At 76.3% G+C, this 21,222-nt stretch carries 21 protein-coding genes; 7 read left to right on the forward strand and 14 right to left on the reverse strand.

What is annotated here, in order from left to right; genetic code table 11:
* Nucleotides 1-33: 33 nt before the first annotated feature.
* Together GA0070603_RS01385 and GA0070603_RS01390 are read right to left on the reverse strand one after the other, a co-directional pair.
* On the reverse strand, nt 34-402 hold the full coding sequence (locus GA0070603_RS01385) for an FKBP-type peptidyl-prolyl cis-trans isomerase (protein ID WP_091305934.1): 369 nt from the start codon (nt 400-402) through the stop codon (nt 34-36).
* 175 nt (nt 403-577) lie between these two features.
* Nucleotides 578-1,144, reverse strand: coding sequence for a DoxX family membrane protein (locus GA0070603_RS01390; RefSeq protein WP_091321371.1), 567 nt, complete (start codon nt 1,142-1,144; stop codon nt 578-580).
* Between the two features lie 228 nt (nt 1,145-1,372).
* Between GA0070603_RS01390 and GA0070603_RS01395 the strand changes: the two genes are divergently transcribed.
* Complete coding sequence (locus tag GA0070603_RS01395; RefSeq protein ID WP_091305935.1) at nt 1,373-2,071, forward strand: CBS domain-containing protein; 699 nt, start codon at nt 1,373-1,375, stop codon at nt 2,069-2,071.
* Nucleotides 2,072-2,084: 13 nt separating this feature from the next.
* Here the strand turns inward: GA0070603_RS01395 and GA0070603_RS01400 are convergent, their stop codons facing one another.
* From GA0070603_RS01400 to GA0070603_RS01425, 6 genes are all read right to left on the reverse strand, one after another.
* Nucleotides 2,085-2,801 (reverse strand): helical backbone metal receptor, encoded by a 717-nt coding sequence (locus GA0070603_RS01400; protein WP_091305936.1) that lies wholly within the window; start codon nt 2,799-2,801, stop codon nt 2,085-2,087.
* Between the two features lie 78 nt (nt 2,802-2,879).
* Nucleotides 2,880-3,431 carry a hypothetical protein gene (locus GA0070603_RS01405; protein WP_091305938.1) on the reverse strand — a complete coding sequence of 184 codons (552 nt, stop codon included), beginning with the start codon at nt 3,429-3,431 and terminating at the stop codon, nt 2,880-2,882.
* Nucleotides 3,428-3,946 (reverse strand): DUF6286 domain-containing protein, encoded by a 519-nt coding sequence (locus tag GA0070603_RS01410; RefSeq protein WP_091305940.1) that lies wholly within the window; start codon nt 3,944-3,946, stop codon nt 3,428-3,430. The genes GA0070603_RS01405 and GA0070603_RS01410 overlap by 4 nt, the downstream gene beginning before the upstream one ends.
* Nucleotides 3,947-3,974: 28 nt before the next feature.
* Nucleotides 3,975-4,430 (reverse strand): Asp23/Gls24 family envelope stress response protein, encoded by a 456-nt coding sequence (locus GA0070603_RS01415; protein ID WP_167544463.1) that lies wholly within the window; start codon nt 4,428-4,430, stop codon nt 3,975-3,977.
* A gap of 164 nt (nt 4,431-4,594) precedes the next feature.
* The gene (locus GA0070603_RS01420; protein ID WP_091305946.1) at nt 4,595-4,783 is read right to left on the reverse strand and encodes a hypothetical protein; all 189 of its coding nucleotides are present in this window, start codon (nt 4,781-4,783) and stop codon (nt 4,595-4,597) included.
* Nucleotides 4,784-4,860: 77 nt separating this feature from the next.
* Complete coding sequence (locus GA0070603_RS01425; RefSeq protein ID WP_091305949.1) at nt 4,861-5,940, reverse strand: DICT sensory domain-containing protein; 1,080 nt, start codon at nt 5,938-5,940, stop codon at nt 4,861-4,863.
* 183 nt (nt 5,941-6,123) lie between these two features.
* Here GA0070603_RS01425 and GA0070603_RS01430 point away from each other — a divergent pair, with 183 nt between their 5' ends.
* Complete coding sequence (locus GA0070603_RS01430; protein WP_091305951.1) at nt 6,124-6,990, forward strand: DUF2726 domain-containing protein; 867 nt, start codon at nt 6,124-6,126, stop codon at nt 6,988-6,990.
* A gap of 253 nt (nt 6,991-7,243) precedes the next feature.
* The gene (locus GA0070603_RS01435) at nt 7,244-8,560 is read left to right on the forward strand and encodes a hypothetical protein (protein WP_167544464.1); all 1,317 of its coding nucleotides are present in this window, start codon (nt 7,244-7,246) and stop codon (nt 8,558-8,560) included.
* A gap of 161 nt (nt 8,561-8,721) precedes the next feature.
* On the opposite strand, the gene GA0070603_RS01440 is transcribed toward GA0070603_RS01435, so the two are convergent.
* Together GA0070603_RS01440 and GA0070603_RS01445 are read right to left on the reverse strand one after the other, a co-directional pair.
* Entirely contained in the window at nt 8,722-9,540 is an 819-nt protein-coding gene (locus GA0070603_RS01440) for a hypothetical protein (RefSeq protein WP_244282341.1), read from the reverse strand.
* Nucleotides 9,541-9,712: 172 nt separating this feature from the next.
* A complete protein-coding gene (locus GA0070603_RS01445) occupies nt 9,713-10,060 on the reverse strand; it encodes a histone-like nucleoid-structuring protein Lsr2 (protein WP_091321378.1) in 348 nt (115 codons plus the stop codon).
* Between the two features lie 247 nt (nt 10,061-10,307).
* Between GA0070603_RS01445 and lon the strand changes: the two genes are divergently transcribed.
* On the forward strand, nt 10,308-12,644 hold the full coding sequence (gene lon, locus GA0070603_RS01450; RefSeq protein WP_091305954.1) for an endopeptidase La: 2,337 nt from the start codon (nt 10,308-10,310) through the stop codon (nt 12,642-12,644).
* 54 nt (nt 12,645-12,698) lie between these two features.
* On the opposite strand, the gene GA0070603_RS01455 is transcribed toward lon, so the two are convergent.
* Together GA0070603_RS01455 and GA0070603_RS01460 are read right to left on the reverse strand one after the other, a co-directional pair.
* Nucleotides 12,699-14,498 (reverse strand): DEAD/DEAH box helicase, encoded by a 1,800-nt coding sequence (locus tag GA0070603_RS01455; RefSeq protein ID WP_091305957.1) that lies wholly within the window; start codon nt 14,496-14,498, stop codon nt 12,699-12,701.
* Nucleotides 14,499-14,603: 105 nt separating this feature from the next.
* On the reverse strand, nt 14,604-15,431 hold the full coding sequence (locus GA0070603_RS01460) for a hypothetical protein (protein ID WP_091305959.1): 828 nt from the start codon (nt 15,429-15,431) through the stop codon (nt 14,604-14,606).
* Between the two features lie 133 nt (nt 15,432-15,564).
* On the opposite strand from GA0070603_RS01460, the gene GA0070603_RS01465 reads away from it, so the two are divergent.
* Together GA0070603_RS01465 and GA0070603_RS01470 are read left to right on the forward strand one after the other, a co-directional pair.
* Nucleotides 15,565-16,707, forward strand: a complete 1,143-nt coding sequence (locus GA0070603_RS01465; RefSeq protein WP_091305961.1) for a sensor histidine kinase — start codon at nt 15,565-15,567, stop codon at nt 16,705-16,707.
* Nucleotides 16,704-17,309 (forward strand): response regulator transcription factor, encoded by a 606-nt coding sequence (locus GA0070603_RS01470; RefSeq protein ID WP_091305963.1) that lies wholly within the window; start codon nt 16,704-16,706, stop codon nt 17,307-17,309. Before GA0070603_RS01465 ends, GA0070603_RS01470 begins: the two co-directional genes overlap by 4 nt.
* A gap of 117 nt (nt 17,310-17,426) precedes the next feature.
* Here the strand turns inward: GA0070603_RS01470 and GA0070603_RS01475 are convergent, their stop codons facing one another.
* Nucleotides 17,427-18,167 (reverse strand): ArsR/SmtB family transcription factor, encoded by a 741-nt coding sequence (locus tag GA0070603_RS01475; RefSeq protein ID WP_091321380.1) that lies wholly within the window; start codon nt 18,165-18,167, stop codon nt 17,427-17,429.
* Between the two features lie 129 nt (nt 18,168-18,296).
* Here GA0070603_RS01475 and GA0070603_RS01480 point away from each other — a divergent pair, with 129 nt between their 5' ends.
* A complete protein-coding gene (locus GA0070603_RS01480; protein ID WP_091305965.1) occupies nt 18,297-20,510 on the forward strand; it encodes a glycoside hydrolase family 43 protein in 2,214 nt (737 codons plus the stop codon).
* 73 nt (nt 20,511-20,583) lie between these two features.
* Here the strand turns inward: GA0070603_RS01480 and GA0070603_RS01485 are convergent, their stop codons facing one another.
* The gene (locus tag GA0070603_RS01485; protein ID WP_091305967.1) at nt 20,584-21,117 is read right to left on the reverse strand and encodes a 2'-5' RNA ligase family protein; all 534 of its coding nucleotides are present in this window, start codon (nt 21,115-21,117) and stop codon (nt 20,584-20,586) included.
* Nucleotides 21,118-21,222 lie beyond the last annotated feature (105 nt).

Consider the following 21,222-nt stretch of genomic DNA (forward strand, 5'->3'; position numbering starts at 1 on the left):
GTGCCGCCGACGGCCCTGCGCACGGTGCGGGGGTCAGCGCACGCCGACCAGGTCCACCACGAAGACCAGGGTCTCGTTCGGCTTGATCACGCCGCCGGCGCCCCGGGCGCCGTAGCCCAGGTGCGGGGGGATGGTCAGCCGGCGCCGGCCGCCGACCTTCATGCCGACCACGCCCTGGTCCCAGCCGGCGATGACCTGGCCGCCGCCGAGCGGGAACTCGAACGTGTCACCCCGGTTCCACGACGCGTCGAACTCGCGGCCGGTCGAGTGGGCCACGCCCACGTAGTGCACAGTGGCCAGCTGGCCGGGGCGGGCCTCCGGGCCGTCGCCGACCGTGATGTCCTCGATGACGAGATCGGCGGGCGGCGCGCCCTCGATCGGGCCAACCTCGGGCTTCTCCATGAGCGGGTCTCCTCGGTGCTGACGGATGCGGTACCCGTCGATCCTGCCGGATCGCGGCCGGCCGATACGCGTCGGTCCCCGCCGCGGCGTGGCGGCGGGGACCGGTGGCGGGCACGAGAGTGGCGGGCGCCGCCTCTCGGTGACGCCCGCCCGGTGGGTACCGCCCGCGGTGACCTCACTTCAGCCAGGGCAGCCGCTGGACGATGGGGAGCTTCGCCCAAACCCGGCCGAGGCCGAGGGTGTCACCGGCGTTGACCAGGGCCAGGCCGGCCAGCAGACCCGCGTAGATGAGGTGGTCGTCCATGAACAGGTTGTTCTCGGGGGGCAGCACGGCCGTCCACATCATGACCAGCAGGAGCGCGCCGGCGACCGCCGCGACCCGGGTGCCGATGCCGAGGATCAGGGCCACGCCGATGCCGAGCAGGCCGAGCATGAACAGCCAGTCCGCCCACGCCGCGCCGGCGATGTCGTTGTAGAACCCCTTGAACGGGCCGGCCGCGCCGAAGGTCAGGAACCCCTTGGTCGGGCTGCCACCGTTGATCCAGGCCGCCTTCGCCGCGGTCTCGTGCCCGAGGCCGAACATCTTGTCGAGGAAGGCCCAGAGGAACGTCCAGCCCAGTGCCATCCGCAGTCCGGCGAAGACGTACCGGGTGGCCTTCTGTCGGGTGGTCTCGGCGTCCCGGGTGGTCTCGGCCGCCGGAGCGATGGTGTTGGCGGTGATCCGCTCGATCGTCGCGGTCATGGTGTCCACGTCCCTTCCTGTGCCTCGCACCGCGCTTGTCCGGTGGCACATTCATTCCACCGCCGCGGGGGCTCCGCCAGCAGGGCCGACCGGTGCCCTCCTGACCGGGACCTTGGTCCCCTTCCGGCCCGGTCCGGTCGGCCCGCCCGGGCCTGCCGGCCGCCTCTGACCAGCGGCGCCGACGCCGGCCTACCGTCGCGACAGGAGGGCCGGACAGAGGAGGCCGTGATGCGCACATGGCAGGTGGGCGACGTGATGACCAGGGACGTCGCGACGGTGGGGGAGGAGACCCCGTACCGCCGGATCGTCGACGTGCTGATCCGCCGGGGCGTCAGCGGCGTGCCGGTGGTGGACTCGTTCCAGCGGGTGCTCGGGGTGGTCTCCGAGGCGGACCTGCTGCACAAGGTGGAGTGGGCCGGGCGCCCCGACGAGCGGCGGGTGTTCGAGGGGCGGCGCCGGCGTACCGCCCGGGAGAAGGCGGGCGCGCTGGTGGCCCGGGACCTGATGACCGCGCCGGCGGTGACCACCCACGTGCGGGCGACCCTGCCCGCGGCGGCCCGGCTCATGGACGAGGAGGCGGTCAAGCGGCTGCCGGTGCTGGACGACCTGGGCCGGCTGGTCGGCATCGTGACCCGCGGCGACCTGCTCCGGGTGCACCTGCGCACCGACGCGGAGATCCGCGAGGAGGTGGTGCGGGAGGTGCTGCGCCGGGTCCTCGCCGTCCGGGACGGCCTGGTCACCGTCCAGGTCCGCGCCGGCGAGGTCACCCTGGACGGACGGCTGGACCGGCGCAGCGCCGTCGAGCTGGCCGGCCGGCTCGCCGGGCAGGTCAGCGGCGTGGTGGCGGTGCACAACGCGATCGGGTACGACGTGGACGACACCACGCTCATGGAGCTGGACCCGGTGCACGCCACCCCGGTCGCCTGACCGGTCGACGGGCTCAGGCCGCCGCGGCGAGCTGGGCGGCGAGCAGCGCGGGAGCCTCGGCGAGCGAGGGTCCGTACCAGGTGAGGTGCCGGCCGGAGACCAGCGCGGCCGGCACCCCCGGGAACGCCTCCGGCCCGTCGTCGGCGGTGAACCGGTACGGCTCGTCGGGCAGCACGACCAGCTCCGGCGCCCGGGCGCGCAGCTCGTCGAGTCCCGGCCGGGGGTAGCGCTCCGGGTGGTCGGCGTACCGGTTGGTCACGCCGAGCCGGCGCAGCACGTCACCGGCGAAGGTGTCCCGGCCGAGCACCACCCAGGGGCGCCGCCACACCGGCACCACGGCCGCCCGGGGCGTGGCCGGCGCGGGCGGCGCCGTCCAGGCCCGGCGGGCGGCGCGCAGCCAGTCCGGCTCGCCGGCCACGCCGACCGCGCCGACCAGCTCGCCGAGCTGGGTCAGGGCCTCCGGCACGGTACGCGGGAAGGTGACCCGCACCGGCACACCGGCCGCCCGCAGCGCCTCCGCGTCGGCGAGGCGGTTCTCCTCCTCGTTGAGCAGCACCAGGTCGGGCCGGAGCGCGCGCACCCGGTCCAGGTCCGGGTACTTGCTCCCGCCCACCCGGGCCACGTCCAGCCCCGCCGGGTGGGTACACCAGTCGGTAGCGCCCACCAGCACCTCGGGGCGGGTCAGGGCCACCGCCTCGGTCAACGACGGCACCAGCGACACCACCCGCACGACCGCTCCCTCCCACGTCCCGGCCCATCGTCGCGTATCGACGGTCGCCGGTCCCCGGTCGGCGGGTCTGATCGGCGGTCAGCGGGCCGCCTCGTCCACCAGCACTGTCACGTCCAGGTGGGCGGGACGGCAGCCGACCGTGGCGGCGAACCGGCGTACCGCCGCGTCGACGTGCGCGCGGGCCGCGTCGAGCCCGGCGGACGGGCTCAGGCGCACCTCCACCCACACGTCCGGCCCGGTGGCCGGGCCGGTCAGCACCACCCGGGCCCGGCGGACCCCGGGCGCCCGGAGCATGTCGCGTTCCAGCGCGTCGGTCAGCACGCCGCTCGCCACCCGGGTCCGGCCGGCCGCATCGCCGGGGTGCGCGAGCGTGCCACCGAGCCGGTCCGGCACCCGCAGCCCGGCGGCGAGCAGCCGCTGCCCGAGCAGCGCGAGAAGGAGCCCGCCGACGGCCACCGCGAGGGCGCTCCACGGGGCGCCGGCCCGCCACCAGCTCAGCGGCCCGGCCGCGAGCACCGGCACGCCGCCGCCGGGCAGCCGGCCCGCCCCGACCGCCGACGCGGCGCCGCCCGCCGCGACCAGCAACAGGGCGAGCACCGTCCAGAGCAGCCGGTGGGCGGCGTTGCTCACGATGCCCGCCGGGCGGGGACGAGCCGCACCTCGACCGGGTCGCGGCGGGGCGCGGTCAGCCGGTCCAGCTCCCGGCGCAGCGCGAACTCGACGTCGGCCCGGGCGGCCGGGTCGCCGGTGGCGGTCACCCGGGGGCGCCAGGCGTCACCGCGCCGGCGGACGCGTACCCGGGCCCGGCGGACGCTCGGCACGGACCGGACCGCCCGCGCCAGCCGCCGCTCCACCGAGCGGCGGTGCAGGTGCCAGCCGTCGTCGGCGGCGAGCCGCAGCCGGGCCGGCCGCCAGCGGCGCAGCTCGGCGACCAGGAGCAGCAGGCCCAGCAGGGTGACGGTGGCGGCGACGGTCCGCACCGGGGCGTCCCGCCAGCGGACGGCGCTCAGGGTGGCCGACCACCCGGCCGGCAGGGGGCCCGGGCGGCCCAGCGCCGCGAGCAGGCCGGCGACGGCCACCAGCACCCCGCCGGCCAGCAGGGCCACGGCGAGCAGCAGGGTGGCGACCCGGTTCACGCTGCGCACGTCGCGCTCCGGTCGCCGCGCGGTGCGCTCACGTCGCCTCCCGCGTGTCCGTCCCGGGTCCCGGGCCCCGGTCGCGCCGTCCGCCCTCGGGGTGGTCCCCGCCGGTCGGCGTGGCCCCCTCGGCGGGCAGGCGCAGGTCCACCACCGTGACGGTGACCGCCTCGACGGTCAGCCCGGTGCACGCCTCGATCCGGGCGGCGACCCGGCGGCGCACCGCCCCGGCCACCGCCGTCAGCTCGACGCCGTGCGCGATCACGACGTCCAGGTCGACCCGGACGGCGCCGCCGTCGGCGCGGACCGTGGCGAGCGGCTCGCTGACCGCCCCGGTACGCCGCGCCGCCTCCTCGGCGAGCCCGGCCATCCGCTCCTCCGACCAGGCCGTCCGGCCGCTGACGAGGCCGGCCGCGGACGCGCCGTCGGGCACCGGCGCCTGCGCGGCGGAACGGTCGGGCACCGGCGCGTGCGCGGCGGAACGGTCGGGCACCGGCGCGAGCGCTGGCGCGGACGCGGACGCGCTGGGACGGTCAGGTGTCGGCGCTGGCGCGCCGGGACCGTCGGGTGTCGGCGCCAGCGGGCCGGGACCGTCGGGTGCCGGCATGGGCGGGGCGGTCGCGCGGCGGGGCAGGATGCCGGTCATCACAGGCCGCCTCAGCGGCGCCGGGCGGCGGTGGCCCGGTCGGCGAGCCCGGGCACGGTGACGTCCCCGTCGCGGACCCGGACCAGCAGCCAGCCGACCAGGCCGGCCACGGTGGCGGCGGCCGCCGCCCCGGCGCCGCCCAGCGCCCAGACCGCGACCACCAGGAACCCGGCGAGGAAGCCGAACTGCCCGCGCGTCATGCCCCCACCTCCGCTCCGCCGTGCTCGACCGGACCGGCGGGGCGTACCCGTTTCGGGGCGTGGCACTCCTCGGGCGGTCAGCCGGCCGGGACGGGCGCGCGTTCCGAGGGCAGCGACGCCACGGGTACGCCCTGCCGCACCGCCCACTCCACCGCGTGCCGCAGGTCGGCGACCGGCAGCGGCCGCCGGGCGGTCACGGTGACCGCCGCGTGCACCGCGTACGCGACGAAGGGGTACGAGTGGGCCAACCCGGCCACCGCCTCCCGGAGCCGGCCCACCACGGCGAGCGCCGCCGCCTCGTCCCGCCCGGGCAGGATCAGCTGGAACTCGTTGTCGGCGAGGCGGACGGCACGGTCGACCGGGCCCAGCACGCTGGTGACCGCCGCGAGGACGGCCTGGCCCTCCCGGGCCGCGCCGCGCCGGCCGAAGCGTTCCGGCGCGCCGGCCGGCTCGTCCACCCGGAGGCCGACCAGCGCCACCGGCAGGGTGCCCGAGGCGGTCACCCCGTCCACGTTGGTCCACCGGCGCAGCCCCGGCTCGTCGAGCAGGACGTCCGCCGGCTCGACCGGACGCGCCCGCTCACCCCGCCGGGCCAGCAACCGCAGCGCGGCCTCGGCGCGGGACTCGCCCGGTGCGGCCGGGATGTCCCGGACCCGTGCCACCGCCTCGTCCAGCCCGGCCCGCGCCGGCCCGGGCAGCCGCTCGGCGAGCCGCCCGGCCAGCCGGATCACGTCGTGCAGCGCCTCGTCCCGGCGGAAACCCCAGCGCCCGTCGAAGAGGCGGCCGGCCTCCAGGGTCTCGGCCGGCGCCACCTCGGCCCGGTCGTACGCCACCAGGCTCGCGCCGAAGCGCGGCGTCAGCGCCAAAACGCTCCACTCCCGGGCCAGCTCCTCGGTCTCCTCCAGCACCACCGGGTACGCCCCGGCGGGCAGGTCCGGCGGCGGCCCGCCCACCATGCCGACCACGGTGACCGCGGCCCGGCCGGCGATCCGCTGGTAGACCGCGCGTTCCCGGGCGAAGTACGGCAGCCGCTGGAAGAGGGCGAACACGACGAGCGGCCCGTCCTCCGCCTCGGCCAGCGCGGCCCGTTCGATGGCGTGGGAGACGGCGACGAGGTGGCGTTTGGTCAGGCGTTCCGGGGTCCGTCCGCTGTGCACCGGCCGAGCGTAGAGGCCACGAACCCGACGCGCACCCGATGCCGGGTCGGGGACAGCCCGCGGGGACCCTTCCGCGGCCCTCGGGCGGTCCGGCCGATCGGATACCGCCGCACCGCCGAGGCGGCCACCATGATCGACGTCCTAGACTCGGGCGTCGACCGAACGACGGATGGATCTGGCGAGATGACGAGCACCGGCAGCGTGGCCGCCTCCTGGCTGCGTCCGATCCCGCCCGGGGTCGCGCCGCAGCTCACCCGCGCGGGCCAGGTCGGGTATCCGGCCCGGCGGCTCGGCGAGCTGGTGCAGGGCCGGCCGCCGGGCGTCACCGGCCACCAGTGGAGCACCGCTGGCCGGGAGGGCTTCGACCAGGTCGTCTGCGCCGCCGACACCGGCCTGCCGCTGTTCGCCGTGCGCTTCGCCGCGCCCGCGCCCGCCGGGTCGCCCGCGCGCCGGGCCGAGCGGATGACCAGCGCGGTCTGCGCCGCGGTCGGCCTGCCGCTGCTGCGGGTGGAGTCGCCCACGTTGCGCGGCGCCGAGCACGCCCGCCGCCTCGTCGAGTACGTCATCGACGCGCGCGGCTACGCCGCCGGCACCGACCCGGACAGCGGCGACGCCGTCGGCTTCCGGGAGATCGTCGGCCGGCTCCCGGACGGCCGCCGCGGGCCCGTGAACGACCTCGGGGCGCTCACCCGGGCCGCCGCCGTCGAGGCGTACGTGGAGCGCCGGCTCGCCGACCCGATCGTCCGCGGGCTGCACGTGCGGTGGGCGGACGGCCCGGCCGAGGGCTGGAGCTGGGTCGAGGTGCGGCCCGGCCGGTGCCTCGTGGAGCGGGTGCACCTGGCCGCCGAGCGCCTCTCCTGCGGCGTCGACCCGGGCCGGCTCGCCGAGGACCTGTCCGCCGTGGCGGTCGGGGAGCGGCTGCGCGACCTGGACGCCGCCGGACCGTCCCTGGTGGACCGGGACGAGTTGCGCGGGCGGATCCGGCGGCTCGCGGCCCGGCGCGACGAGTTCGACGGCGGCTTCGCCTTCGACCACCTCTGCGCCGACTGACCGGCGTTCCCGGCTCGCGGGTGTCCCCGCGAATTCTCCCGTTCCCCGGTTGAACCTTCGCCGCCGTCGCTCCGTACCTAAGCGGGAATGGACGCAGATCTTCCCCGCCGCGCCGGACGGCGCGGTGACGGTGCGGAAAGGGCATCGTCGGTCATCGACGTGCGACCGGAACGTCGCAGTGATCCTCACCCCGAATTCCATCGGTCCGCCGGGGTCACCAGTCAGCTACCGGATCGAGAAGGAGAGCAATTCGATGCGCAGGTCCACACGGGCGCGCCGGTCATCCGGTAACGCGCGGAGCAAGCGTCTGCTGGCCGTGGTCGGCACGCTCGCGGTCTTCGGCGGAATCGTCGCCGTCACCCAGATCTCGTCCGCCCAGGACCGGCGGACCACCGTCCGTACCGCCTCGGCGTCCTGCGTGCCCGCGAGCCCGGGCGCCACCGCGCCGGCCGGCCAGGGCAGCACCACCCGGACCTGGCAGAACGGCCGGTGGGTCCGCAACCACTGGGGTGACGGGCAGATGTCGTCCGCCGAGTGCCAGCAGACCAAGGGGGGCGGCGCGGGCGCCGCGAAGCCGACCGTGGCCTGCCCGGACGTGCGGAGCAAGCTGCCGGAGGTGCCGGACCAGGCGCGCGCCGAGGTGGACCGCAACCTCGCCCTGCTGGACAGCCAGATCGCCGAGGCCAACCGGCGGCTCGCGGCGGACGGCGCCCGCAACGGCGACTTCGTGAACAACGCCATTCTGCGGCCCCTCGCCGACAAGCGGACCGCGACGTTGAACCGGATCGCGACGGCCATCGGCCGCGTCGCCGACCGCCCGCAGGGCCTGGACCAGTTGGCCCAGTGCGCCCTCGCCGACAACGCCCAGAACGGCGGCCAGACCGGCGGCCAGAATGGGGGCCAGACCGGCGGGGACAACAACGGCGGGCAGACCGGCGGGGACAACAACGGCGGGCAGACCGGCGGCAACAACGGCGGCCAGACCGGCGGGAACAACGGCGGCAACAATGGCGGCAACAATGGGCTCCAGGTGCTCGCCAAGGACTGCTCCAACAGCCAGCTCCAGGCGCACGACGGCTTCCAGAACGGCAACCGCTGCGTGAGCACCGCGTTCGGTGAGGTCGGCGCCGCCGCCAACAACCCCTCGCTGCTCATCACGCAGTTCCCGAACCGGGTCCAGCGCAACCAGCCGTTCACCCTCCGGGTGAGCACCCGGAACCTGATCCGCGACCGGTTCCTCGCCGCCGGCCAGGGTGGCTACTACCTGGAGAGCTCGCTGCTCAACGACCAGGGCCTGGTGCGGGGCCACTTCCACACCGCGTGCCGGATGCTGCAGACCACCCAGGCGGCGCCGTCGAACCCGCAGGACGTTCCGGCGTTCTTCGTGGCGACCGAGGACGGCGGCGGCAGCCGCCAGGCCGACCAGGTCACCATCCAGGTCCCCGGTCTGCCCCAGTCGGGCCTCGCGCAGTGCGCGGTCTGGGCCGGTGACGGCTCGCACCGCATCCCCATGATGGAGCGGGCCAACCAGACCCCCGCCTTCGACGCGGTGCGGATCCGGGTCAACTGAACACCGACGGCCGGAGCCGCCCGGGGGCACGCCCGGGCGGCTCCGGCCGTCCCACGATCCTGACCCCAGCGTTGATCATGAGGTTGGCCGCGACGAACAGGACGAACCGCGCCGCCAACCTCATGATCGACACGGACCGGCACCGCGCCGGCCGTCGGCGCTCAGCGCGGGAGGTGGGTGCAGTGCGCGACCGTGGCATCGTCCGGCACGAGGGCATCGGGGCCTCCGGAGGCGCGGGCCTCGGCCTGCCGGACGCGGCGGATGACCTCGGCCGGCCCGTCGGTGACGAGCAGGTCCCGCACGCCGGCCCAGTCGGTCAGGGCGTACGGGCTGACGATGCGGCTGGCGCCGTTGCTGAGCAGCGCGACGCCGTGCAGGTCGTCCAGGGGCTGGCTGCCGGTGACCGCCTCCTCCGCGGCGTACGGGTCGTCCTTGGCGATCCAGTAGCCACCCGGCTGGTTCCGGCGGGCCCGGAGCGCCTCGACGCAGGACTCCCGGACGCGCTCGTACTCCGGCGTGCCCGGCACGAGGCCGTCCAGCGGCGCGGAGCAGGCGCGCCGGGCGGTGGCCTCGCGCGCGTCGGTGAGGACCCGCGGGCCGCCACGGACCTGGTCGAGGACGAGAAAGGAGTCCGCGAGCAGGAGATGGTCCAGGCGGCCTCGGTGGGCGCGGACGATCGCCACTGTCGCCTGAGGGCTGGCAGGGTGCGCGATGTCGCAGGTGTCGCGGTGGGCGGCGGCGACCTCGCCGATGGCGGCGGCGAGGAGCGACACGAGATCCCGCCCGTCGTCCCGCGACAGCCGGCCGAGCAGCGCGCCGCCCAGGCGGTGGGTGTACCAGGCGACGCCGTGGGCGCAGATCGTCGCGGTGCCCGGGATGCCGGCGCCGTCCAGCAGCACGGCGGCGTCGGGAACCGCGCCGAGGAAGTCCTCGTTCGGCCGGCCGGCGTGGCCGGCGCTGGTCGCCATGCTGACGCGCACCGGTGGCCTCCTGGATCCGGGATCGCGCGCGTGCGGACCGGTGCGCGCGGGGTGAAGTTCGCTGCCGGGATTGCCCGCCCGGCTGAAAATTGTTAACGGTGGGAAAAGCCGACCGGGGCCACGCCGATTTCTCAGCGTGACCCCGGGATGCCCGACGGTGAACCGGGAGGGCTCAGCGGTTCTTGTACGCCTCCACCACCGAGACGGGGATGCGACCCCGCTCGGAAATCTCGTAGCCGTTCTTGGCGGCCCATTCCCGGATGGCGCGGTTCTGCTCGCGGTCCATTCCCGAGGTGCTGGGGCGGGTCACACCGCGCGCCGCGCGCCCGGCCTCGACGGGGCCACGCCCGATCCGCCTGCCAGCGCTGATGTACGGGTCCAGCGCCTTGCGCAGAACGCCCGCGTTCTCGTCGGAGACGTCGATCGTGTACGCCACGCCGTCCAGGCTGAACTCGACGGTCCGATCGGCCTTTCCGCCGTCGAGGTCGTCGGTCAGAACGGTGATTACTTTCCTTGCCATCGCCATTACTCCCTGTGTCGGGCGGGGTGTGGCTAAGAGTTTGACGTATCTCGCGGCAATTTCGCAACAATACCCGTCCTTCGCCATTCGGCGGGTCGCCTTATCTCCGTGCCGCCAAATGGGCGTTCAGGCCCGGTGAGGCTGTCCGGCCGGGCGGCGGGAGTGGCATGGGTCACAAGCCGGAACAAGGGAGACGGTTTGTTACTTGAGCCTGACACGCTCAACTCAACGTGATAGCAGGTGTTCGATGGCAACTCTTCCGGTACTTCCTCTGACCGACGCCGTCCTGCTGCCCGGCATGGTCATCCCGGTGACCCTCGACCCGACCACCCAGGCCGCGGTCGACGCGGCCCGCGCCACGGGCGACAAGAAGCTGCTCGCCGTGCCCCGCCTCGACGGCGAGTACGGCTCGGTGGGCGTGGTCGCCACCATCGAGAAGGTGGGCCGGCTGCCCAGCGGCGAGCCCGCCGCCGTGGTCCGCGGCCTGGCCCGGGCCCGCATCGGCTCCGGCGTGCCCGGACCGGGCGCCGCCCTCTGGGTCGAGGCCACCACCCTCGACGAACCCGCCCCCGCCGGCCGGGCCCGGGAACTCGGCCGCGAGTATCGCGCGCTGATGACCTCGGTCCTCCAGGAGCGGGGCGCCTGGCAGGTCATCGACGCCATGGAGCGCATGACCGACCTGTCCGAGCTGGCCGACGCGGCCGGCTACGCGCCCTGGCTGACGCTGGCGCAGAAGACCGAGCTGCTCGCCGCCCCGGACGTCACCGCCCGGCTGGAGCTGCTGGTCGGCTGGGTGAAGGACCACCTGGCCGAGCAGGAGGTCACCGAGCGCATCAACAACGACGTGCGCGAGGGGCTGGAGAAGTCGCAGCGCGAGTTCCTGCTCCGCCAGCAGCTCGCCGCCATCCGCAAGGAACTCGGCGAGGACGAGCCGGACGGCTCCGCGGACTACCGCTCCCGGGTCGAGTCCGCCGACCTGCCCGAGAAGGTCCGCGAGGCGGCCCTGCGCGAGGTCGGCAAGCTGGAGCGGGCCAGCGACGCCTCCCCGGAGGCCGGCTGGATCCGCACCTGGCTCGACACCGTCCTCGAGATGCCGTGGAACACGCGTACCGAGGACAACACCGACCTGGCCGCGGCGCGTGCCGTGCTCGACGCCGACCACGCCGGCCTGGCCGACGTGAAGGACCGCATCCTGGAGTACCTCGCGGTGCGCAACCGGCGCGCCGAGCGCAACCTCGGCGTGGTCGGCGGCCGCGGCTCCGGCGCGGTGCTCGCCCTGGCCGGCCCGCCCGGCGTCGGCAAGACCAGCCTCGGCGAATCCGTGGCGCGGGCCCTCGGCCGCAACTTCGTCCGGGTCTCCCTGGGCGGCGTCCGCGACGAGGCGGAGATCCGCGGTCACCGGCGCACCTACGTGGGCGCGCTGCCCGGCCGGATCGTCCGCGCGCTGCGCGAGGCCGGCTCGATGAACCCCGTGGTGCTCCTCGACGAGGTCGACAAGCTGGCCGTCGGCTACTCCGGCGACCCGGCCGCCGCCCTGCTGGAGGTGCTCGACCCGGCGCAGAACCACACCTTCCGGGACCACTACCTGGAGGTCGACCTCGACCTGTCCGACGTGCTGTTCCTGGCCACCGCGAACGTGGTGGAGAGCATCCCCGGCCCGCTGCTGGACCGGATGGAGCTGGTCACCCTGGACGGCTACACCGAGGACGAGAAGGTGGCCATCGCCCGGGACCACCTGCTGCCCCGGCAGCGGGAGCGGGCCGGGCTGACCGCCGACGAGGTCACCGTGGCCGACGGGGCGCTGGCGCTGATCGCGGGTGAGTACACCCGGGAGGCCGGCGTCCGGCAGCTCGAACGTGCCCTCGCGAAGATCCTGCGCAAGGTCACCGTGGCGCTGGCGTCCGATCCGGCGCCGGTCCGCGTCGACACCGACAACCTCGCCCGCTACCTGGGCCGGCCCAAGTTCACACCGGAGTCGGCCGAGCGGACGGCGGTGCCCGGCGTGGCCACCGGCCTGGCGGTCACCGGAGCCGGCGGGGACGTGCTCTTCATCGAGGCCACCAGCATGGAGGGCGAGCCGGGGCTGACCCTCACCGGCCAGCTCGGCGACGTGATGAAGGAGTCGGCGCACATCGCGCTGTCGTACCTGCGCTCCAACGGGCGACGCCTCGGCATCGACCCGAACGCCCTCGCCGGGCGGCGGATCCACGTGCACTTCCCGGCGGGCGCGGTGCCGAAGGACGGCCCGAGTGCCGGCATCACCATGGTGACGGCGCTGGCGTCGCTGGTCACCGGCCGGCCGGTCCGCCCGGAGTTCGGCATGACCGGCGAGGTCACCCTCTCCGGCCGGGTGCTGCCCATCGGCGGCGTGAAGCAGAAGCTGCTCGCCGCCCACCGGGCCGGCCTGACCGAGGTGATCATCCCGAAGCGCAACGAGCCGGACCTGGACGACCTGCCCACCGAGGTCCGCGAGGCGCTGACCATCCACACCCTCGCCGACGTGGCCGACGTGCTCGCCCTGGCGCTGCGCCCGGCCGAGGTCGACGCGGAGACGCTGGGCGGCCAGCCGCTCGCCGCGGCCTGACCAACCGACACGCCGAGGCCCCCGGTCCACCCGGACCGGGGGCCTCGGCCGTGCTCACCAGCGGTCCCGGCGCTCCCGCCGCTCGCCGCCGTCGCCGTCGCGGCCGCGCCGCTCCCGGCGGTCACCGTCGAAGCGGCGCTCGCCGCCGCCGTCGCCGTCCCGGTCCCGGCGCACGGTGGCCTTGCGGCCCTTGATGGTGCTGCCGCGCAATCCCTGGATCACCTCGTCGGCGACCCCGTACGGGACCTCGACCAGGGAGAACCGGTCGGCGATCTCGATCGAGCCGATGTCCCGGCCGCTGACCCCGGTCTCCCCGGTGATCGCGCCGACCAGGTCCTGCGGGCGGACCCCGGCGCGCCGGCCCAGCCCGATGAACACCTGTGTGGTGCCCCCGGCGCGGGGACGCGCGCCACCGCGCCGGTCCCGGCCCTCGTACCCCGGTCGGGTCTCCCGGGGCGCGCGGACCGCGACCTGCGGGATCTCCTCCTCCTCGTCGGCCGTGCCGGGCAGGGTGGCCTCGTGGGCCAGCCGCACCGCGGCCAGCGCGACCTCCATGAGGTCGAACTCGTCGGTCAGCGACTCGACGATCGCCCGCACGGGCTCCAGGTCGTCCTCCAGCAGCGACTCCCGGAGCGCCGCCTGGGTCAGCTCCAGCCGCCGGGTGCGCAGGTCCGCCACCGTGGGGATCTTGTCGACCGCGATCCGCTGGCCGGTGACCCGCTCGATGGTCTTGAGCATCCGGTGCTCGCGCGGCTCGGCCAGGGTGATGGCCACGCCCTCCCGCCCGGCGCGGCCCACCCGGCCGATCCGGTGCACGTACGACTCGGGCGCCGACGGGACGTCGTAGTTGACCACGTGGGTGAGCTGCTCCACGTCCAGGCCGCGGGCCGCCACGTCGGTGGCCACCAGCAGGTCGGCGGTGCCCGACCGCAGCCTGCCCATCACCCGGTCGCGCTGCTCCTGGCTCATCCCGCCGTGCAGCGCCTCGGCCCGGTAGCCCCGGCCGTTCATTGTCTCGGTGAGCCGGTCCACCTCCTCCCGGCTGCGGCAGAACACGATCGCCGCGGTCGGCGACTCCACGTCGAGCACGCGGCCCAGCGCCGCCGGCTTGTGCGCCCGCGCCACGATGTACGCGCTCTGCCGCACCCGCGGCGCCTCGCCGGCGACCGGCCGCTCGCGCTCGATCTGGATGCGCTCCGGGTCGGTGAGGTGCTTGCGGGCCAGCCCGTCGATCCGGGCCGGCATGGTGGCCGAGAAGAGCACTGTCTGCCGGCCGGCTGGGGCGTGCTCCAGGATCGCCTCGATGTCCTCGGCGAAGCCCATGTCGAGCATCTCGTCCGCTTCGTCGAGCACCACGGTGGCCAGCGCGCCCAGCCGCAGGGTGCCCCGGGCGATGTGGTCCAGCGCCCGGCCCGGGGTCGCCACCACCACGTCCACGCCGGCGTCGAGGGCGCGCAGCTGCCGGCCGATCGGCTGGCCGCCGTAGATCGGCAGCACCCGGGCGCCCAGGTCCTTGCCGTAGCGGTGGAACGCCTCGGAGACCTGCACGGCCAGCTCCCGCGTGGGCACCAGCACCAGCGACACCGGGTCCCCGCCGGGCCGGTCGTCGGGCATCCGCTGCAACAGCGGCAGGGCGAACGCGGCGGTCTTGCCGGTGCCGGTCGCCGCCTGCCCCAGCAGATCCCGGCCGGCGAGCAGCGGTGGGATCGCCTCGCGCTGGATCGGGGTCGGCTCCTCGTAGCCGAGGGCGGCCAGCGCGTTCAGCAGTTCGGTGCGCAGCCCGAGGTCCGCGAAGGCGGCGGCCTCGTCCTCGGCGGGGGTGGCGGGATCGGTCGGGGTTGGTGCGGAACTCATGGGGCAAGCCTTTCATCACCCCCACCCGGCCGTCGCGGCGACCGCCGCAAACCGTCACCCCCGCCACGCCGGGGTGACCCGGCCGGCCCCCGTGCCCCGGCCGGATCACCCGGACACGACCGCCAGCAGGGTGGTCACCCCCACGGCGATGTCGAACGCCACGCACCACTCCGCGTACCCCCGGGGCACCACCCGGTCCGTGCGGTGGTGCGCCAGGTCCCAGGCGGCGTGCGCCAGCCAGCCGACGCCGACGAGCACCCCGGCGAGGCCGGCCGGCCCGAGCAGGGCGGCCGCCGCCAGCCCGCCCCAGACGGCCAGCCCGGCGAGCTGCCACGCCAGGTTCCGGCGATCGCCCCACTGCCGCCGCCAGGTGCCGATGAGCAGGTAGCCGGCCGGCAGCACCAGCAGCGTCCACGGGGAGACCACGGTCGGCGCGAACCAGAGGTCCACGGTCATCAGCACCGCCAGCCCGGTCGGCCACCGGCGCGCCACGGCGGCGGCCACCGGATGGCGGCGGGCCGGCGCCGGATGCGCGTGCCGGTGCCGCAGCGCCACCACTGCCATCGCCGGCAGCATCAGCAGGTGGCCGCCGAGCATCAGCGCGTCGTCCCCGACCAGCCCGGCCCACCACGGCGGGAGCAGCAGCAGGAACGGGACGTACATGACCGCCACCATCTCGGCGGTCGCGGCCCACCCGTGGCCCCGGTGCCACATCCAGGCCGCCATGCCCAGCCCCATGTCCGTCGCCATCACCAGCGCGCCGACATCCGCCCGGGCCAGCACGTCGGCGCCGCCGAGCCGCTCGGCGCCGGCCCGCCACAGCGGGCCCAGCAGCAGCATCCCGACCACCATCGCCACGACCATCCCGGCCAGGTGGCCGGCCAGCCGTCGGGCGTCCTCCCGCAGGGGTACGCGTACCGTCGTCTCCGTCATGCCCCGACCCTGCCGGCGCCCCGCGCACGGGACCAGGCACGTCCGTCACCGGAAAACCGTGCGTCGCGCACGGGTCCCACGTGACGTTCCGCAGGGGTGAACCGTGCGGCCGGCGGCCCTAGGATCGGCGGACATGACTGTCGACTCCGCGGACCGCCGGCTGCGGCGGGCCCGGCAGCTCACGCTGGTGTCGCTGGCGACGAACGTCGGGACCACCCTGCTGCTGCCCGGCGTCGGGCTGGCCCGCGAGCCGGACCCGCTGCGGCTGGCGCTCGGCCTGGTGGGGCTCGCCGCCGTCACCGCCGCCCAGGCGGCGGTGCTGCACGCGGCGGTCACCCCCTGGCTCGCCGCGCGGTCCCGGCGCCGCCGGCACGCCGCGCTGGCGGTGGCCGCCCTGCTCAGCCTGCCGCTGGTCGGCCCGGTCGCCGCCGGCGCCTGGCCGACCTGGGCCTGGCTGGGCGCGTCGCTGGTCGGCATGTCCCCGCTGCTGTTCCGGCCGCTGCCCGCCCTGCTCGCGGCGGCGGCCGTGCTCGGCGTCTCGGCCGCGGTGACGCAGGCGACCGGCGGGCCGGCGCGCGCCGCCCTGCTCGTCACCGGCGGCGTCGGCGCCGGGATCGCGGCGGTCACCTGGCTCCAGGTGTGGTTCTGGGACCTGCTCGTCGAGGCGCGGCAGGGGCAGGCCGCCGGGGCCCGGCTCGCCGCCGCCGAGGAGCGGCTGCGCTTCGCCCGGGACGTGCACGACCTGCTCGGCCACGACCTCACCGTCATCGCGCTCAAGGCCGAGCTGGCCGAGCGGCTGGCGCCCGTCGACGCCGCCCGGGCCGGGCGGGAGGCCGCCGAGGTCCGCCGGCTCGCCGGGTCCGCCCTGACCCGGGTACGCGAGGCCGTGCACGGCTACCGGGCCGTCGACCTGGCCGAGCAGCTGGCCGCGGTGGGGGAGGTGCTGCGCTCCAGCGGGGTGCGCTGCACCGTGGTGCCGCCGGCCGGCGAGCTGCCCGCGCCGGTCGCCGCCGACCTGGCCGCCGTGGCGCGCGAGGCCGGGACGAACGTGCTGCGGCACAGCCGGGCCGACTGGTGCCGGATCGAGCTGACCCGGGAGGACGACCTGGTGACCATGACGGTACGCAACGACGGCGCCGGCGGCGCCGGCCCGGACGGGCTCAGCGGCGGCCTGCGCGGGCTGGCCGACCGGCTGGCCCCGGCCGGCGGGAGTGTCCGCGCGTACGCCGAGGACGGGGTGTTCCACCTGGTGGCGACCGTGCCGGTGGCCTCGTGATCCGGGTGCTGCTGGCCGACGACGAGGAGCTGATCCGGCTCGCCCTCGCGGCCCTGCTCGACCTGGAGCCGGACATCGACGTGGTGGCGCACGCCGCCGACGGCCGTGCCGCCCTCGACGCGGCGCTGGCCCACCGGCCCGACGTGGCCGTGCTGGACCTGGAGATGCCGGCGCCCGGCGGGGTCCAGGTCGCCGCCGAGCTGGCCCGCGTGCTGCCCGACTGCGCCACGGTGATCCTCACCGGGCACGGCCGGCCCGCCCACCTCCGGCCGGCGCTGGCCGCGGGTGCGCGCGGGTTCCTGGCCAAGGGCGCGCCGGGCGGCGCGCTGGCCGACGTGATCCGTCGGGTGCACGCCGGCGCCCGGTACGTCGACCCGGCCCTCGCCGCCGAGGCGCTGACCCTGCCGGAGTGCCCGCTCACCCCGCGGGAGCTGGAGACGCTGCGCCTGGCCGAGCTGGGCACCCCGGTCGCGGTGATCGCCCGGCGGACCCACCTGGCGGCCGGGACGGTCCGCAACCACCTGGCGGCGTGCGTGCAGAAGCTCGGCGCGGCCGACCGGGCCGAGGCGGTCCGGCGGGCCCGCGAGGCCGGCTGGCTCTGACCCGGCCGCAGCCGCGCGCCGGCCGGATCACCGCCGTCTGCGCCGGGGCGGGCAGCGGGTCAGCCGGCGGGTGGCGGCAGCGCGCCGGCCGGAACAGCAGGGCCGGGTGGCGAGGGGTCAGGCGCGGGCGGGGCCGGTGTCCCGGGCGGGCGGGGCCAGGGCGGCCGGGTCGAGCGCGAGGGCCTCGGCCAGGGCGGGGCGGCCGGCCGGGGTGACCCGGAGGGCCCGGCCGGTGCCGCGCGCGGTCCAGCCGAGGTCGAGGAAGCGCCGGCAGAGCGCGGCGCCCAGCGCGCCGGCCAGGTGGGGGCGGCGCTCGGTCCAGTCCAGGCAGTCCCGGACCAGGGGCCTGCGGGCGGCGCGCAGCGGCGCGACGGGCACGCCGAGGTCGGCCAGCCAGGCGATCCCGGCCGGGGTCACCGCCAGGCCGCCGGAACTGTCGAGCACGCCGCGGGCGAGCAGGGCGTCGTGCACGAGTACGCCGAGCCGGCCGGCCAGGTGGTCGTAGCAGGTCCGGGCGTACGCGAGGGACGCCTGGGCCGACGCGGCGCGCAACGTGCGGGGCGGGGTCGCCGGGGCGGGCGCCCTGCCGGCCAGGTCCTCGACGAGCTGGGCCACCGACGGGTCGGCGAGGCGGACGTAGCGGTGCCGGCCCTGCCGTTCCTCGACGAGCAGCCCGCCGCGGACCAGCCGGGTGAGGTGGTCGCTCGCGGTGGAGGGCGCGACCCCGGCGGACCGGGCCAGCTCGCCCGCCGTCCAGGCCCGACCGTCGAGCAGGGCGAGGCAGAAGCCGGCCCGGGTGGGGTCGGCGAGCAGCGCGGCGAGCCCGGCCAGCGCGCGGCCGTCGGTGCGGGTGGTCATGCCGCCATGCTGGCACGCGAACGGTTCGGTACCCACCGACCCGTGCGCGTCGCTCTTTACATCGTTGTCTCCAACGTTGTAGAAACGGGGGCACCGCAGTGACCTCCGTCTACCTCCAAGGCAGGCCTGATGGGACACCTCCACCGCGGCGGCGTGCTCGCCGCCGCACTCGCTCTGCTCCTGACGACGACAACGGCCGCCGCACCGGCCGCCGGGGCCGACCGCTACCGGAACCCGGTCTCGGCCGGCTTCGCCGACACCTTCGCCGACCCGGCCGTGGTCCGCGGCGACGACGGCCTCTGGTACGCCTTCGGCACCTCCGACCCGCTGCGCGAGGGCGAACGCCGGGCGCACCGGGTGCCGATCGCCCGCTCCGCCGACCTGGTCGACTGGACCTACGTGGGCGACGCGTTCGCCCCGGACCAGCGACCGTCCTTCGCCGCGCCCGGTGCGGCGTTCTGGGCGCCCGACGTGCGCCGGATCGCCGACCGCTGGGTGATGTACGTGACCGTCACCGACACCACCGTCTCCGGCGACACCTTCGACACCGCGATCGGGGCGGCCACCGCGCCCACCCCGGCCGGACCGTGGACGTTCGCCGACGAGCCCGTCGTCGCCCCGCGTCCGGGCGGGGGCGGCGGCTACCTGTGGACCATCGACCCCAGCCAGTTCACCGACGTCGACGGCCGGTCCTACCTGTACTACGGCAGCTACTACGGCGGCATCTCGGTCACCGAACTCTCCGCCGACGGGCTGCGCGCGGTCGGCGCGTCCACCCTGGTCGCCATCGACAACAAGTTCGAGGGCGGCTACGTGCTGCGCCACGACGGCTGGTACTGGCTGTTCGCCTCCACGGCGAACTGCTGCGCCGGCCCGGCCACCGGCTACTCCGTACAGGTCGGCCGGGCCCGCGACCCGCGCGGCCCGTTCGTGGACCGGGAGGGCCAGCGGCTCGACGTGTCCCGGGCCGGCGGCACGCCGGTGCTCACCCAGAACGGCAACCGCTGGATCGGCACCGGGCACAACGCCGTGCTCACCGACCTGTCCGGGCAGGACTGGATCGCCTACCACGCGATCGACCGGGCCGATCCGTACCTGGACGAGCCGTTCGGGATCAACGAGCGGCCGATGCTGCTGGACCGCCTCGACTGGGTGGACGGCTGGCCGACCGTCAACGCGGGCGCCGGGCCCTCCGAGGAGCCCCGCTCCGCGCCGGTCACCACCGGCCGGGTCGACGCCCGCTTCGACACCGCCGACCTGCACGACTGGCGGAGCGGCACGGGCGACTGGCGGGTGACCGGCGGCGTCCTCGCCGGCACCGGCACGCTGACCAGCCGGACCGGGCTCGGCGGCGACGTGCGGGCCGAGGCCGACCTGCGGCTGTCCGGCGCGGAGACGGCCGGGCTGCGGCTCGGGACGGTGGACGTCACGGTCGGCGGCGGCCGGCTGACCGCCCGGCAGAGCGGCGGCGCCACGGCGAGCGTGCCGCTGCCCGCCGGGCTCGACCTCACCGACCGGCACAACCTGGCCGTGGAGGTACGCGGCCGGCACCTCGTCGCCGAGCTGAGCCCGGCCCGCCTCGGCGACCAGCTCGCCGTGGTGACGCTGGCGCTGACCCGGCCGGCGGCCGGCCCGCTCGCGCTGCGCGCCGAGGGCGGCGCGGCCGAGTTCGACAACGTGAGCGCGGCCCGCCTGTACCGGCCGGTCCGGCACACCGTCGCCCCGCCCCGGGTCGGCCCGGTGCTCCCGGAATACTCCGACGAGTTCACCGACGGGCTCGACCCGGCCTGGCAGTGGATCCGGCCCAACCCGGCCGCCACCGTCACCGGCGGCGCGCTGCGCTGGCCGGTCGAGTCGAGCGACCTCGTCGGCACCGGCAACACGGCCGGGATCCTGCTGCGCGACGCGCCCGCGGGCGACTACGTGGCGGAGACGAAGGTGACCCTCGACCTGGGTGAGGACGTGGTCCGCAACTACCAGCAGGCGGGTCTCGTGGCGTACGTGGACGACGACCGGTTCGCCCGGCTAGCCCAGGTGGCCATCTGGAACACCCGCCAGGTCGAGTACGGCTACGAGCTGCCCTTCGCCGGCCAGCCCGTCTACGGCGGCAGCATCGTCGGCACCCCGGCCACCACCACCTGGCTGCGGCTGGCCCACCACGTCGACCCGGTCAGCGGCGAGCACGAGTTCCGGGCCGGGTCCAGCCGGGACGGCACGCACTGGACGTGGGGCGCCGTGTGGACCTTCCCGGCCGACACCACTCCCCGGATCGGCCTCGTCGCGCACGGCGGCGCCACCCCGGCGGTGACCGCGGAGTTCGACTACCTGCGGTTCCACCGCTGACCCGCGCGACCGGGGCCGCCCGTCCGCGGGCGGCCCCGGCCCGCCGGGACGGTGTGGTGACGGGCGGTCCCGGTCAGGCGCCGGGACGCGGGCAGGCCGGGGCCAACTCGCTGACCGTCCGCGTGTCGCTGTCGTAGCTGCGTGCGGCCACGAACTCCCCGCCGGGCCGCTCCGGTCCGGTGACCGCCCGGGCCCGGCGGCGGTCGGCGTCGCGGAACCGCAGCGCCAGGCTCAGGTGCGGCACCCAGCGGCCCGGCAGGTGCCACGGGTGCGGACCGGGCGCACCGGCGAGCACGTCCCAGACGGCGCCGTGCAGGGCGACGAGCTGCGGAGTCGGGCGGACCAGCCAGACCAGCGGGGCGCTGCCGTCGAGGACCGCCACCCGGTCCAGCCGGGCCGGCAACGGCAGCGCCGCGTCGCAGAGGTCGGCGAGGCGTTGCTCGGCGCCGGCCGGGAATTCGTCGACCGATGCGAGGGTGAGGTGCGGCCGGTTCGTCGGGTGCGCGTTGCGGGCCAGGCTGGGCAGGCCGGCGGCGGCGAGTCGGTCCCAGGCCGCCCGTACCGCCTCGTCCAGCTCCGGCGAGCAGAGGAGTTCGACAGTACGCACGCCGTCAGGCTAACCGCCGGCGGTGTGCGGCGACGTCCCGTGAGGGATGCCGACCGCGGCGAGTCGGCGGCGGCGCGATCGTTCGGTCGGCGCCGAAGGAAGCCG

It is taken from the genome of Micromonospora chersina (genome assembly GCF_900091475.1).
In the GTDB taxonomy this organism is placed as follows: domain Bacteria; phylum Actinomycetota; class Actinomycetes; order Mycobacteriales; family Micromonosporaceae; genus Micromonospora; species Micromonospora chersina.

Coding starts and splice junctions, on each gene's coding strand:
- GA0070603_RS01465 (WP_091305961.1), top strand. CDS start 15,565: ATGACTGTCGACTCCGCGGACCGCCGGCTGCGGCGGGCCCGGCAGCTC.
- GA0070603_RS01430 (WP_091305951.1), top strand. CDS start 6,124: ATGACGAGCACCGGCAGCGTGGCCGCCTCCTGGCTGCGTCCGATCCCG.
- GA0070603_RS01385 (WP_091305934.1), bottom strand. CDS start 402: ATGGAGAAGCCCGAGGTTGGCCCGATCGAGGGCGCGCCGCCCGCCGAT.
- GA0070603_RS01445 (WP_091321378.1), bottom strand. CDS start 10,060: ATGGCAAGGAAAGTAATCACCGTTCTGACCGACGACCTCGACGGCGGA.
- GA0070603_RS01420 (WP_091305946.1), bottom strand. CDS start 4,783: ATGACGCGCGGGCAGTTCGGCTTCCTCGCCGGGTTCCTGGTGGTCGCG.
- GA0070603_RS01390 (WP_091321371.1), bottom strand. CDS start 1,144: ATGACCGCGACGATCGAGCGGATCACCGCCAACACCATCGCTCCGGCG.
- GA0070603_RS01395 (WP_091305935.1), top strand. CDS start 1,373: ATGCGCACATGGCAGGTGGGCGACGTGATGACCAGGGACGTCGCGACG.
- GA0070603_RS01480 (WP_091305965.1), top strand. CDS start 18,297: ATGGGACACCTCCACCGCGGCGGCGTGCTCGCCGCCGCACTCGCTCTG.
- GA0070603_RS01455 (WP_091305957.1), bottom strand. CDS start 14,498: ATGAGTTCCGCACCAACCCCGACCGATCCCGCCACCCCCGCCGAGGAC.
- GA0070603_RS01475 (WP_091321380.1), bottom strand. CDS start 18,167: ATGACCACCCGCACCGACGGCCGCGCGCTGGCCGGGCTCGCCGCGCTG.
- GA0070603_RS01460 (WP_091305959.1), bottom strand. CDS start 15,431: ATGACGGAGACGACGGTACGCGTACCCCTGCGGGAGGACGCCCGACGG.
- GA0070603_RS01435 (WP_167544464.1), top strand. CDS start 7,244: ATGCGCAGGTCCACACGGGCGCGCCGGTCATCCGGTAACGCGCGGAGC.
- lon (WP_091305954.1), top strand. CDS start 10,308: ATGGCAACTCTTCCGGTACTTCCTCTGACCGACGCCGTCCTGCTGCCC.